The organism is Alteromonas sp. ABH4_454 (assembly GCF_056311775.1).
Genome location: NZ_CM149972.1, coordinates 1,732,039 through 1,745,405, shown reverse-complemented (window position 1 = coordinate 1,745,405; position 13,367 = coordinate 1,732,039). Strand labels below are relative to the sequence as shown.

Annotated in this window: 14 protein-coding genes; 5 read left to right on the top strand and 9 right to left on the bottom strand. The window is 44.9% G+C overall.

The window, feature by feature from the left end; all coding sequences use genetic code 11:
* From ACYX4W_RS07645 to hemW, 4 genes are all read left to right on the top strand, one after another.
* The gene (locus ACYX4W_RS07645) at nucleotides 1–1,035 is read left to right on the top strand and encodes a WD40 repeat domain-containing protein (RefSeq protein ID WP_476075176.1); all 1,035 of its coding nucleotides are present in this window, start codon (nucleotides 1–3) and stop codon (nucleotides 1,033–1,035) included.
* 239 nt (nucleotides 1,036–1,274) lie between these two features.
* Nucleotides 1,275–2,501 (top strand): ATP-dependent RNA helicase SrmB, encoded by a 1,227-nt coding sequence (srmB, locus tag ACYX4W_RS07640; protein ID WP_476075175.1) that lies wholly within the window; start codon nucleotides 1,275–1,277, stop codon nucleotides 2,499–2,501.
* A 219-nt stretch (nucleotides 2,502–2,720) separates the two neighbouring features.
* Nucleotides 2,721–3,323, top strand: coding sequence for an XTP/dITP diphosphatase (locus ACYX4W_RS07635; protein ID WP_476075174.1), 603 nt, complete (start codon nucleotides 2,721–2,723; stop codon nucleotides 3,321–3,323).
* Complete coding sequence (gene hemW / locus ACYX4W_RS07630; protein ID WP_476075173.1) at nucleotides 3,316–4,455, top strand: radical SAM family heme chaperone HemW; 1,140 nt, start codon at nucleotides 3,316–3,318, stop codon at nucleotides 4,453–4,455. The genes ACYX4W_RS07635 and hemW overlap by 8 nt, the downstream gene beginning before the upstream one ends.
* Before the next feature lie 124 nt (nucleotides 4,456–4,579).
* On the opposite strand, the gene ACYX4W_RS07625 is transcribed toward hemW, so the two are convergent.
* The 9 genes from ACYX4W_RS07625 to ACYX4W_RS07585 all read right to left on the bottom strand — a co-directional run bounded on the left by ACYX4W_RS07625 (nucleotide 4,580) and on the right by ACYX4W_RS07585 (nucleotide 12,337).
* The gene (locus ACYX4W_RS07625) at nucleotides 4,580–5,374 is read right to left on the bottom strand and encodes a YggN family protein (protein ID WP_476075172.1); all 795 of its coding nucleotides are present in this window, start codon (nucleotides 5,372–5,374) and stop codon (nucleotides 4,580–4,582) included.
* A gap of 268 nt (nucleotides 5,375–5,642) precedes the next feature.
* Nucleotides 5,643–6,215, bottom strand: coding sequence for an Lcl C-terminal domain-containing protein (locus ACYX4W_RS07620; RefSeq protein WP_476075171.1), 573 nt, complete (start codon nucleotides 6,213–6,215; stop codon nucleotides 5,643–5,645).
* A gap of 2 nt (nucleotides 6,216–6,217) precedes the next feature.
* The gene (locus tag ACYX4W_RS07615) at nucleotides 6,218–7,996 is read right to left on the bottom strand and encodes an Lcl C-terminal domain-containing protein (protein ID WP_476075170.1); all 1,779 of its coding nucleotides are present in this window, start codon (nucleotides 7,994–7,996) and stop codon (nucleotides 6,218–6,220) included.
* 112 nt (nucleotides 7,997–8,108) lie between these two features.
* Entirely contained in the window at nucleotides 8,109–8,621 is a 513-nt protein-coding gene (locus ACYX4W_RS07610; protein WP_476075169.1) for a PAS domain-containing protein, read from the bottom strand.
* Nucleotides 8,621–9,616 (bottom strand): response regulator, encoded by a 996-nt coding sequence (locus ACYX4W_RS07605; protein ID WP_476075168.1) that lies wholly within the window; start codon nucleotides 9,614–9,616, stop codon nucleotides 8,621–8,623. The genes ACYX4W_RS07610 and ACYX4W_RS07605 overlap by 1 nt, the downstream gene beginning before the upstream one ends.
* A gap of 278 nt (nucleotides 9,617–9,894) precedes the next feature.
* A complete protein-coding gene (locus ACYX4W_RS07600) occupies nucleotides 9,895–10,605 on the bottom strand; it encodes an LrgB family protein (protein ID WP_476075167.1) in 711 nt (236 codons plus the stop codon).
* Complete coding sequence (locus ACYX4W_RS07595) at nucleotides 10,602–11,003, bottom strand: CidA/LrgA family protein (protein ID WP_476075166.1); 402 nt, start codon at nucleotides 11,001–11,003, stop codon at nucleotides 10,602–10,604. Before ACYX4W_RS07595 ends, ACYX4W_RS07600 begins: the two co-directional genes overlap by 4 nt.
* An 84-nt stretch (nucleotides 11,004–11,087) precedes the next feature.
* A complete protein-coding gene (locus ACYX4W_RS07590) occupies nucleotides 11,088–11,873 on the bottom strand; it encodes a LytR/AlgR family response regulator transcription factor (protein ID WP_476075165.1) in 786 nt (261 codons plus the stop codon).
* A 137-nt stretch (nucleotides 11,874–12,010) separates the two neighbouring features.
* Entirely contained in the window at nucleotides 12,011–12,337 is a 327-nt protein-coding gene (locus ACYX4W_RS07585) for a DUF3718 domain-containing protein (protein WP_474808448.1), read from the bottom strand.
* A gap of 315 nt (nucleotides 12,338–12,652) precedes the next feature.
* On the opposite strand from ACYX4W_RS07585, the gene ACYX4W_RS07580 reads away from it, so the two are divergent.
* Nucleotides 12,653–13,342 (top strand): hypothetical protein, encoded by a 690-nt coding sequence (locus ACYX4W_RS07580; protein ID WP_476075164.1) that lies wholly within the window; start codon nucleotides 12,653–12,655, stop codon nucleotides 13,340–13,342.
* The last annotated feature ends 25 nt before the right edge of the window (nucleotides 13,343–13,367 follow it).

Sequence of the window (13,367 nt, the reverse complement as noted above, 5' to 3'; positions counted from 1 at the left end):
ATGATCGAAAGAAAAACGAACGGACGCTTTCTCTCACCCTTAGTGTCACCACTTTTTTATTTACTTTTCACCGTTCTCCTTGCGCTTTCTGGTTGCACTGAAGAGACGCGCGTATTACCTGTTCACGAGTTTCGCTTTACCCAAGAGCCAGTGAGGAAAGCTGCGCTTTCAGACGATGCCCGTCTTGCGGCATTCATTTTTGACGACTCCTCTGTGTCTGTTTGGGATGTTGATGAAAAACGAGAGCGCTACAAATGGCATAGTGACGTGCTTGATGAAGAGTCACTGCACCTAATTACGTTTTCCAAAGACAAGGCATGGTTAGCGCTCACAGGCTATTGGAGCACTACACTGATTAACTTGCACTCAGGTGATGTGGTAGGTAGTTGGCATTTTAGTGGTAAAGATCCCGGCGCCACAGCGTCATCAACTTCCCTATCCCACCATGGTGACAGCGCACTAGTTGGTATGACTGACGGGACCGTATTGCTACTAAATTTTGATAACGGTACTGCATTGCAATACCAGCACAATACAATGAAAGTGCTTCATGTAGGCTATTTTTCTGATGACTATGCGTTTTCTGGAGGGATAGATAAGCGCTGGTTTCTATGGGATTTAGACAAAAACGATGTGCTGCTGGAAAGGCAATATCGCAGTCGAGTTACCGCTTCAGTGCTAGACAATAGAGCTCAGCGAGCTTTTATATCCGATGCGCTAAACAGCCACGAAATTATTGATCTCGCCACCCATGAAGTGATGTCTGAACTGCAATTTATGGAACGTTTCCGCTTTTTCCGAAAAGGGTTATTTTTAGAAAACGGTGACTACCTAATGACAACATCACCCAAATCAGTGGTGACGCTATGGCATGCTAACTCTGGCGAAGAGATAGCCTCATGGGAAATTAAACGCTACTCAAGCGAAGCCACAACTCACGCTATTACACTTAACGAGAATGGTGATGTTGTTACCCTCTCCTCTGATGGCGTGCTTCAAAGCTGGGATTACCGCGCAATAGCCAACCCTCTTTAATTCCATTGGTCCAGAACTGTAAACTGACTACTACTTCGAAATTTCACGGGTTGAAAGTGAGGATAAAGTGAGTAAGCTCGATTTAACCCACTTGCATTTACTTAACGCCAACAGTGCCAACCCGTTAGCGTCAGAATATGTATTTACCTACGGTGTGCGAATTTAACGCCAGTTTTTCTCAATGTTTTGGTATAGCAATGCTACAATACGCCCCATTCATTTAGAGCGTTTTTTATACTATGACTTTCGAAGAACTCGAATTAGACGAAGCACTGTGTCACGCAGCTGCCGATATGGGGTTTGAAACTCCAACTAGCATTCAAGAACTGGTTATCCCGCATGCGTTGGATGGACGAGATATCTTGGCCTCTGCGCCTACAGGTACTGGTAAAACAGCCGCATTCTTATTGCCTGCGTGCCAATTTTTACTTGATTACCCGCGCAGACAGCCTGGTGCTACACGCATTTTGATCCTAACACCTACCCGCGAGTTAGCGCTACAGGTTTACGAACAAGCCCTAGCAATAACAAAGCATACACAAATTGTGTGCGGCGTAATAACCGGCGGTATTAACTACGGCACCGATAAAGAAACCTTAAGCAAGAATCTCGATATTCTTGTGGCCACGCCAGGTCGTTTGCTTGAGCATATCGAAAAAGAAGCCGCAGATTGCCGTGATATCGAGTGCTTGATCCTTGACGAAGCTGACCGCATGTTGGATATGGGTTTCTCAACGGTAGTTAACCAAATTGCTGCCGAAGCGCGCTGGCGCAAGCAAAACCTATTGTTCTCTGCCACGCTTGAAGGCAAAGGCGTTAAGACTTTCGCTCATGACATTCTTAACAACCCTGAAGTTGTGGAAGCGAACCCGTCACGCAAAGAAAAGAACAAAATTCATCAGTGGTATCACCTTGCTGACGACATGAATCACAAGCAAGCGTTGCTGGTGAATATTTTGAAGCAAGAGACGACTACATCTGCTGTTGTTTTTGTAAAAACTCGCGACCGCTTACAGATGCTGAAAGATTTCTTAGCGTCTAAAGACATTCCAGTGTGTTGGCTACAGGGCGAAATGCCGCAAGACAAGCGTAATGCGGCCATGGCTCGCTTTAAAAGTGGTGAAGTACCAATCTTATTGGCAACTGACGTTGCAGCTCGTGGTATCGACGTACCCAATGTAAGCCACGTTATTAACTTCGACATGCCGCGCAAAGCTGACATATACGTACACCGTATTGGCAGAACCGGTCGTGCTGGTGCCAAAGGTACTGCAATATCGTTGGTAGAAGCCCACGATTTTGACATGGTAGCCAAAACCGCACGTTACATGGGCGAACCGCTTAAAGCTCGCGTCATTGACGAGCTTCGCCCTAAAAATAAAACGCCTAAAATTGGCCCGAAAAAGAAAAAAGTAAAGGCCAAAGACAAAACCAAGGCAAAAGCTAAGCCTAAAAAGAAAAAGTAAAGCTTGAGCACGTTGAGGGTGAGTGATGCGAAGGCCGAAGGTTGGGAGTGGCTTTCGCAAACACGCGGTAAACACATCCATGTGCGCTCCGCTGCCGCATCCCTGCGGCAGAGGGTTTGCTCAAACCACTCCCAACCTTCGTCCTGAATAGTCTCAAGCACTCGTTTAATGTATTCGAGCTTATTTCAGGAATAAAGAAAGAACGAGGAGTCTGGCACAATGAAATTCCCAGAAAAAATTGTTTTAGCCACAGGTAATCAAGGTAAGGTGCGTGAGTTTGCATCCTTGCTTGCAGATTACGGCGTAGACGTTGTGGCGCAAAAAGAATTAGGTGTATCTGATGTGCCTGAAACAGGCACAACATTCGTTGAAAATGCCATTATTAAAGCGCGTCATGCGGCGCAAGTAACAGGCTTGCCAGCTATTGCCGACGACTCAGGTTTAGTAGTCGACGCTCTTGGCGGTGCACCTGGTATTTATTCAGCCCGCTATGCTGGCGCTGATGCAACTGATGATACCAATATCGACAAGCTATTAGCTGCCCTTGATGGCGAGAGCCAGCGTAAAGCGCACTTCTTTTGTACCTTAGTGTTTATGCGCCATGCTGACGACCCAGTACCATTAGTTAGCCAAGGTAAATGGCAAGGTGAAATTTTAAATGCTCGCTCTGGTAACGACGGTTTTGGTTACGACCCTGTTTTTCACGTTCCAACTCATGGATGCACTGCGGCAGAACTAGAAAAAGCCGAAAAGAACCGCATTAGCCATCGCGGCAACGCCCTAGCGACTTTGCTTGATAGTATGAGAGCGACTTTTGCGTAATCCTCCGCTTAGCCTTTATATCCACATCCCTTGGTGTGTTCAAAAGTGTCCGTACTGTGATTTTAATTCTCACGGGCTTAAATCTGATTTACCCGAAAAAGAATATGTGGCGCATCTGCTGGACGATTTAGCCATTGATGCCAAACGCATTGGCGACCGTACTGTCGAGACAATCTTTATAGGCGGTGGCACGCCCAGTTTGTTTTCAAGCGAAGCTATGGCTGACATCTTAAACGGCGTCAAACAGCGGGTTAATTTGAGTGACACCGCTGAAATAACCATGGAAGCCAACCCAGGTACCGTTGAAGCGGGTAAGTTCGCTGGCTTTTATCAGGCAGGCGTAAACCGTATTTCGGTGGGTATTCAGAGTTTCCAGCCTAAGCATTTAAAAGTGCTAGGCCGTATCCACAATGAAAGCCAAGCTGAAAATGCGGTAAAACAAGCACACAGCGCGGGGCTACCTACGTTTAATTTAGATCTTATGCATGGATTGCCGGAACAAAGCGTGGACAATGCCATGGCAGATCTAAAACAAGGTATTGAGTTAAATCCCTATCACCTGTCGTGGTATCAGCTAACTATCGAGCCAAACACGCCTTTTTATTCAAAGCCACCAGCGCTGCCAGACGACGACATTCTGTGGGAGATACAGGAAAAAGGCCACAGCCTCTTAGAGCAAGCAGGCTATCACCAGTACGAAATTTCAGGCTACGCCAAAGCGGGGCACCGATGCCGCCATAACCTTAATTACTGGCGCTTTGGCGATTACTTAGGTATTGGATGCGGTGCACACGGAAAGATTACCGATGCCGCTAACGGCACAATTCATCGTACCGTCAAAGTGAAGCATCCAAGAGGCTATATGGAAATGAGCCGCCCGTATTTAGATACGCAAACGCTGGTTAGTGCAGACGATCTGCCGTTTGAATTCTTTATGAACAGGTTTCGTTTAGTTGAGTCTTGCCCGATGAGTGACTTTAGTGACTTCACAGGTACTGAGTTAACGGATGACGTTAAGCGCGCATTGTCTGATGCTCATCACCAAGGGCTACTTTCTATTTCAGATAGTCACTGGCAGGTAACTGCTAAAGGACGAAGATACCTTAACTCCCTACTGTCGTGCTTCGTTTAAACCCGCTCTTTTAAGCTCTTTGCTTTCCTGGTTTCTATGAGGACTTAGAACGAAAAAGCCTGCTCGCGCAGGCTTTATTATTCTAATGATCTTTTAATAGATAGTATTACTCTTCTAACTGCGTCTAGTTTTCGCTTTCGTCGTGACGAGTAATGATATTGTAAGGTTTAAAGGCAGGTACGCTAGCGCGAAGGTTTTCTTCTGCAACGTCTAGGCGTTTGAGCTTTTCACAAAACCACTCTGCTTTTTTACGCAATGTCGTAGCTTTGTCGCCTACATCCAGGTGCTCGCCCACGTTATTTAGCTGACGAGTAATTTCCGCTACTTTCTCTTGGTTAACCTCGCCGCTTCCCGTATTAATGCCGCTAATTGCCGATAATATACCGCCTACTGAGGTAGAAATTGCTTCCTCAAGCTGTGCTTCTATTTCACTATCAACAAATTCGTCAACGCTTTCCAGTGACCCGGGGCCGATAAAATAATGATTACTGGCGTGCCTGAATTTATCTTTCACACGATTTTGCACGCGCTTCATTGCAGCGTTTAATCGTTCATAACTATCGTGGTCGCTACCAACTAAACCTAAATACACGTGTTCAATGGTGTCAATCGCCAAGTCCACACCTTCGGTAGCCAAAATAATCATTTTGGGAACCACATAGTGCAAACCTGAAGAATACTCGTTAAGCCACTGCTTTTCTTGTTCGCTTAAGGTTTGCCAACGTCCGCCTACAAACAGTTGGTTTTGGTCGTTAATCTGAACTACGGTGCGGGTTTTATCCATTACACGAAGCTGCGCATTATTTACGGCAATACCATAGGCAAAATCGATGTTGCACGTATATTCAGCTTGCGCCGATGTACTGAGTCCAGCGAATAAACAAATTGTGAAGAGAAAAGCCTTAAGGCGCGATATCATTTTCATACCATCATTGTGGCTAGCTTACTAAGAAATAAAAAGCCATCATGAGTCTAACGTGCTAAAAATCAGGTTGAACATGTCGAGATGATCAATTTACGCAACACGCAAATGGGTCATTAATGAAAACGATAAATATCTGCATCACTAACGTTCAGACCTAAAACAACAAAGCACGCATTATAGAGCGTGCTTTGTTGATAAAAAGTCTCAGTATCGGATACTAGACGAAAGACTAATAAGAAAGGATGTAGATCTTTACCTATACCTATTCATCGGTGTAAGTGCGCACCAAACGTACATATATGAATCGGTCTTTTTCTTTTATGGAATGGCTAGCGTTAAAGAAGGCAACAACCCATGCTCGGTCTGGATCGTCCGCTGAAGGGGTAGAAGTCCAAAAGTCATCTGGCGGCGTTGCCGGAAAAAGTGAACTATTAATGGCAGGTCGCACGCAGTCTCGTTCTGTTAGCGTTGCCAACTCTTTAACGTTAGGCAAGCGCCACCCCAATAAATCATCGTTGCTCGCCTGCTGCGCAAGCTGTAAGGCCTGCTGCCACGTATATTTTACCGCTTCACCACTACACGTAGAGCCATCCCAGGCTTGCCCTTCGGAACATCGTCTCCAGACTAAATCTGTAGTGGTATCCAACAAAGTACTGGTAGTCACTGCTTCAAAATTATCGTTGGGCGTGGTTTCAAGCCCATCTGATAAACATTCTTGGGCATGAACTGAGGCCGAACCAACCATAAGCAATGCTGATGCAGCGAACAGATTAATTGAAGTAATCATTGTTTTTTTCATCACTTTTTTGGCGATCGTATTAACTAGCTTACTCATGACTATCTCCCCGCTCTTACTAAACGAACACGTGCGGCTGATGACTTGTTTAGAAAGTTATCTACGCCCGAGTCAAAGTCCAATGCCCATGCATTTTGCGCGTCGTCGCTATTTACCCCGTCTGCACTAGGCACGGATGTCCAATACCAAAGCGGTTCGGTAGAGACTGCGCCTGTATTAGGGAAATAATCTTCATCAATAGCAACATCGTCGGCAATGCCTAAGTGCATTAAAGAAAATAGTTCATGATGAGTAGGTAAACGCCAGTCATAAAAGCCACACAAGCCTTGCGCATTTACAGCTTCAACATACGCAGATGTGTTGCAGTTAGTTAATAAGCACGTTGCATTCGAACCTGTTTCATCACCTTCAAATCCACCATTTACCTCGTCGCTATACCAAGAGTATGTATAGTCTTTGTCTTGAAATGCACCGTCGTCGGTTTTTACTTCCCATACTAGCCCGGTTACATTATCTCGAACGCACGACCATGTATCAGCGCTGGCATCCTGCTCATCACCGTTAGCGTTTAAGCGCGTGAAGTCAAACCCAGCTTTACCACGCCCTGCTTTTTCTATTAAGCCGTTTTGCTCAATAATATCAGCGCCTCGTTGCCCGTCCTGCCCAGGAAAGTCGTTTTGCTGTGCCTCGGTTAATGCATTATTGGTCGCTTGCTGTAAAAGGCCTGTATCGTTCAAAAGCGGCGTAGGCATTGGGCGCACATTTACGTTAATTGTATCTTCAACGCTATTACCGTTGGCATCAGTCACAGTAAGGGTATAGGCCACAACAGTAGAGGACGATACCGAAGGTGCTATCGCAAATGTGGATAGTGCATCATTGTCATCTACTGCGCTAATTGCCGCATTTGAAGCTAGCGTAGTGCTTGAGGAAACGTTATTACTGCGCTCCCATGAATAAGTAAGCGGCAAAGCGCTAGGAATACTAGAACTGGCCTCGCCATTTAAAATAACCACTTCTCCACTAAATACGCCTTGAGAATAACCCGCATCAACAACCGGCAAGGTTTCAGTTTCTGATTGAACGGATATAGTGACGGTATCAGTATCAGTCGCGCCTTCGCTGTCGGTCACTTCTAACTGAAAGGTAAGCTGCTGTGCATCGTTGGCAATGGGCGTTACGATAGTCAACGTAGAAAGGTTAGTTTCCACGCCAGTTATCACATTAGTCCCGCTGGTTTGCGACCACATGTAATCGGCTATTTCACCTTCTGTGGCAGTCGAATCTGAGTCACTACTACCAGTACCATCAAAAACAACTTCAACACCACCGGGGAAAGTGTTCTCTGCTAAATCGTCCCATTCAGGAACCTCTATACTGGCTTCAGGGGCAATATTTACAGGCGCAACCGTAATTACTGTAAAGTCACTGGCCGTATTACCGCTCTGATCATTAACCGACACGGTCAGCGTATATTCAGTAGCACTATCCACCAGCGGCGCTTCGAAGCTAGCGGCAGAAGAACTCGTGTCTTCATGGGTGATGGTTAGTGACGGAGATGCGCTCCAATTATACGTGTAAGTGCCATCACCTCCGCTTACCTCTGCGCTAAGCGAGTAAGTTACGCCTTCTGTTACTGTTGCATCAGGGCCAGCATTTATCACTAAATTACCATTACCCGTTCCACCATCGCTCGAGTCACCATCGCCGCCTCCGCCACCACCGCAGGCAGCTAAAATAAATGCGCCGCCCAAAATGGCTAGCCCACGCACCACAGTACGTGGTAAATAGCCTGAAAATGAAGACTTAATTAATTGCATACATACTCCCATCGCACTCAGTGCTGAAATGCCCAGACGCAGCGCGTGAAAAAACTCGATATAGATGGATTCGCAAAGCGGCTTATGGCCTCTGCTGCGTTACAAATAGCGGTTAAGATAAGGTGTGTTTCAATTTATTCGCGACTAATCTCGCTTCTTGCTCTTCGGACATCGTAACTTGCAGAGCCTCGAGCTGCTTTTTACCTACCGCCACATCAGTCATGTCGTAAATCATCATGCTAATAAAATCCACCTTCCCAGTTGCGGAAGTAAGTGGAGATAGCGTGATGTTTTGATACATAAATGACTCACTACCTGTAATCGGCCGGTAGTTAGGAAACTTGAACAAATACGGGCGCTGCTCCCAGGTCATAAAAGCGCGAGTTTTTAAGTCGAAGACGGGCTTAGCTTTTTTCATAAACCAGTCTTGCTTAATTGAAGGGAAAAGCGAAAATAATGTTTTGTCTCTTACCTCGCTCGGCAAAAGTCCACTGTGACTTTCCATAAAGCCATTCCATACCTGTACGGTGAAGTTGCGATCAAGTACAACAATCCCCACATCTACCGTTTGTAGCATGTCCATCATCCAATGGAATTCTTGTAACTCATCTAAATGCTGGCTCATTAGAAATCCTCCAACAAGTGGGCAAGCTTTGAATTCATCATTTTCATGGACTCTTCCGTGAACAGCAAAATCAAATCGCATTGAACGTTATATCCTTCAAGCCCATAGCTAAGCTCTATCGCCAATGTTCGCTTCCACTTAATTTGATTCATACTAATAATTTCAGTGATGGCACGGTGCTGACCAAGCACAATAGGGTGACCTTGGCTAAAGTTAATATCCATTTGAGTTGCTAACCCAGTCAGGCAGGTTCCAATTAGAATGCTAGCTGCATCCATAAGCAGCTCTAATTGAAGTTGGTCGTCTACTTCACCTTCAACGTTTAAAATCTTAGCAACATCATCAAAGCTTGAATCGCTCAAAATACAAAGCGCTTCGCCACTTACTCCCGGCCCCAAAAAGCCTTGGCAAACAGCGGTAACTTGTTCGTGGCTTTCAATATCAGAAAGCATCATATGAAGCTCTGAAACTTCAATGAGATTAACGTTAGGTATGGGAAGTTCTACGAACACATTCATGGTGCGCGCGAGGTGATCGCCCGCCTGCCCCATCGCAATATTGGTTATTTCTTGGTAACAATCGCGAATATCAGGGTCAAGCGGCGTAATTTCTTCTGGCTGTTCTTCTTCGGCGTGAAGAATATTATATTTATCAAGAACCTCAGCAAGTTTTTTGGGGTCTACAGGCTTGCGGATAAAGTCCAACGCCCCGAGCGACGTCACTCTTTCGTGCGCCTCCGGTTGAATGTCACCAGACACCACAATAACCTTAGTTTTAAGACCTCGTTGTTGAATTGCTTCTAACGTACCGTATCCATCAAGAACAGGCATGTTCAAATCTAAGAGTAAAAGATCGCCTTTACCATCGGCGAGCGCAGTCAAAGCATCTTGGCCATTTTTTGCAAAGTGCACGGCTACGTCCCAATCTTGGGGGAGGCACTTAGCCACTTGCTTGCGCGCAACTAACGAGTCGTCACATACGAGTACTGAAAACATTAAGTTCTTTTACCACCTAGCTTTTACAACCAGCTGCTGCTGATATTTTCTAGTAATTTCAATTGTATCGGCACAACTACTGTGAACTGAAGTAATGATTTTTGTATCAGGTACAGTAAGCGGTAGTGCCCTATCGATGTTATAAACAGATAACCTGTATATGGTGATACGAAACACCTCACTAAGAAATAGCACTTTTGGGGAATATTGCCAGCGTGTTTTACATTTAACTATAAGCTTACAACATAGCTATAAGTTTGAAGTCTCGGGCTGAAAGTTTAAACAAAAACGCCAAAGATTAGGGGGAGTATCAAAGCCGTAAATATCCCGTTTACACAAAGCCCAAGGGTAGCCATAGCGGCGACGTCCTCACCCATTTGTATTGATTTGGCAGTGCCGATAGCATGCGCAACAGTACCTAAAGCAATGCCCTGTGCCTGTCGGTCACGCACGTCAAATACAGAGAATACCCCGGTCGCTACAATAGCGCCCACAATACCTGTAGTGATAACAAAAACGGCTGCTAGCGCGGGAATTCCGCCGATGTGAGCACTGGCTTCCATCGCAAGAGGCGTAGTGATTGATTTAGCTAACATGGTCATTTTTAGCGCCGATGGTGCATCTAACGCAAAAAGCGTGAGCCATGCGGTAACAGGCGCAATTATTCCACCAAAGCCAATACTGACTATTAACCTCCATCCGTAGTGCTTTAAATACTGCCATTGCCGATAAATTGGTAATGCAAGCGCTACAGTAACAGGCCCTAATAGCCAATGAAGTAATGATGCCGAGTTCTGATACTCAACAACTTCAGTATTAGTCAAATAAAGGAGTACAGAAACAAACGCAGCCGTAAAAATAATGGGGTGCGCGATTGGGTGACCGTTACACTTTTTATTAACCCAAAGCGCAATAAGGTAACCGATAACAGTGATACATAGCCATAACAGCCCATTTAAGCTAATTACCTGATTCAAAGCATCAATCATTCAAGCTCCCCTTCCGTTTGTGAAGTGCTAGAAGGTTTATTCAATTTGCTACAAAATAACTTCTGTGCGAACAAAGCTGTGACGCCTAAGCTTAATGAAGTAGTAAGGATAATGGCAATGGCGATTGCTGGCGCATTGGCTTGAATATCGTCCCAGTAAATAGACACACCTAGTACTGCTGGGACGAAAAACAATGACATATGTTTTAAGGGAAAGGTAACAAATTTAGCTGTAGCAACTTCCAGATTCGGAAAAGTGAAGAGCATACTAAGTAGCAGACAAAGCCCAACCAACGGCCCTGGAATAGGTAACGCCAACATGGTAACGGCGAAAAGCCCAGCATAATACGCAGCGAAAATAACTATGGCCCCCACTACTGCGTTACTTACATTTCGCACTTTCTGTCCTTGCCTTTAAGTATAAAGTACTAAGTGTAACGATTAGCGAGTTCCACCACCAGCGGGACTATGGTCTTATGGGCCTTATGTTCTTTCTTGATTTTCTTGGCCCTCGACATGCCAAAACTGATAGTAGTACTTGTGGGTTATTTTAAAGATCTCGCCATCTTGCATAACCACTCTTTGCTGATTTAGCCTTTGATCTAAATGCGCGACGTGCTTGGCATTTACTGCTACTGAGCGATTACAGCGCTTAAAGTACTGCTCGCCAAGACGCTTCAGTAATTCACACAAAGTTGTGCGAACTACATAACATTCAGACAGTGTTTGTACACACATGTAGTCCCCTGCCGCTTCTATCCATTTAATATCAGCGGGATTTAAGCAACACCACCCATTCTCAGTTCTAATACCGACCACATTAGGTTTGATACTCTTGCTTAACTGTTGGCGTAATGTCGCTAACAACGCGGGCTTAGATACCCCGTACTGTTTGCACAGCCCTTTTACCATTGTGTTAAATTGAAAATCACGTTCGAAACAGTCAAATTTGCTTTTAACGTATCCGATAGCACGTATTAGCTGGTCCTCTTCAAAAGGCGCTGTAATAAAACCAGATGCGTTGTGCGAGAACGCCAGAAGCGCCTCTTCATCCTTGTCGCCCACCGCCAACCAATACTTTGAAGCAAGATTACGACATGACTTTGAAACCGAATAGAAACCGATTGATTGAGGGTACTTTTCAGCCAAAGCTAAACAGTGACCCACCGACTCAGCTCCAAAAACATGGCTAAACAGGTTTAGTTGCTTCAAGATTTTGCAAAGAGCGGCTTGCTTAGATGCAGATTGTAAGAATACTAATGAGATCATCTGCGCTCCCTTGCAATTTAATTGATGCTATGACTTTTTAGGCTTTATACCGCAGCTTTTTAAAGAACTAGCTGAAGAAAGATGGAAAAAAGGGGCTATGTATCACATAGCCCTAAGTCCAGGGCAAAAAACTCAAATTAGCGTTTAGCGGTCAATACGCTTGGGTTTGCATTTACTCGGCGCGCGATATGCTGAGCATTCTTAGACGCGTTATGAGTAGCCGCAAAGGTCAACATATCTTGGCCATTACAAACCAAACCTTCGTGCAGGTCTCTCATATTTAAGCCTGTTGCTTTTACCGCGCGATGTAGTTTAAAGCGGCTATCGCTCTTTACGGCTTCACATACAGCAATTAGCTTATCTTCTATCTCAGCTGGGTAAGAGCCAGCATTAGCAGCAGTAGCAGTTAAAGAAAGTGTGGTTCCTAGTAAAGCGATTTGGGTAACACGGCGTAACGTAAACATAACAATTTCCTCTGATAGTATTAGGCAACGCGGTGACGACCTCTACTTGTCGCCGCACCCATAACCTAGTTAAGTTTTATGATGTTTACGCTACAGAAGCGTTAAAATACGGTTACCTGAGTTGTAGCGATAAGCGCACAAAAGATAAGGTTTAACTATCTGCCTAAACTGTTATTAGTCGTGCTTAAAACATATTTTGAAACAACCTAAAAATTTTAAAATTGCTAGCTATAGTTAAGAAGCGCTAAGATATTATAAAAATAGAATTTAAAGTAGGCATGTCGTAAGCCAATAGCATTAATTCAAGGAAGAGAAATGTTAGAGCAGCAGCACTATCACCATATAAGAGAGCATATGCAGCCAGGCGACATCATTGCGTTTGGCGGAAACAGCTTGTTTTCCCGATGGACAAAACTTACTACGCGCTCAGCCGTTACCCATGTTGCCGTAGTTACACATACAAAAGTGACACACACGAAAGCTACACATACTATGCCGCACGACCAGGAAAGAAGCCGATATTACAATCACGTCATGGAAGCTACGTCGTTCAAGGGCAAGCGGGGCGTTATGACAAACCGGCTAAGCGAGCGTGTTGCGTCGTACGACGGCGATATTTGGTGGCTGCCCTTATCAAACGCATCGCGCAGTATTTTCAAACAAAACAAACGCAAGTTTTTTGACTTTATGTGCGAGCAAGAAGGAAAACCCTACGACATACTTCAGCTATTCGGTTCGGCTGTAGACGCACTCGACGAGCACCCTCTATTTAGTAGTATTAGCTATAATAACGAGGATTTTAGCAGTTGGTTTTGTTCAGAGCTTATTTCTGAAGGGCTAAAGACCGCGGGTGTGGTTACAGGTGTAAACTCATCCGAGGTAACCCCAGTTGACATCTGTCGGTTCAATATCTTTAAAAAACGTTATGTGCAGCTTAAAGGAGAAGGCCGAGTTATCGCAGGCTTTAATTCTTTAGTGCCAGACAATTGGGGTCAGATTGCCTAACCCCAAATAGCTAAAAGCTAGTTTA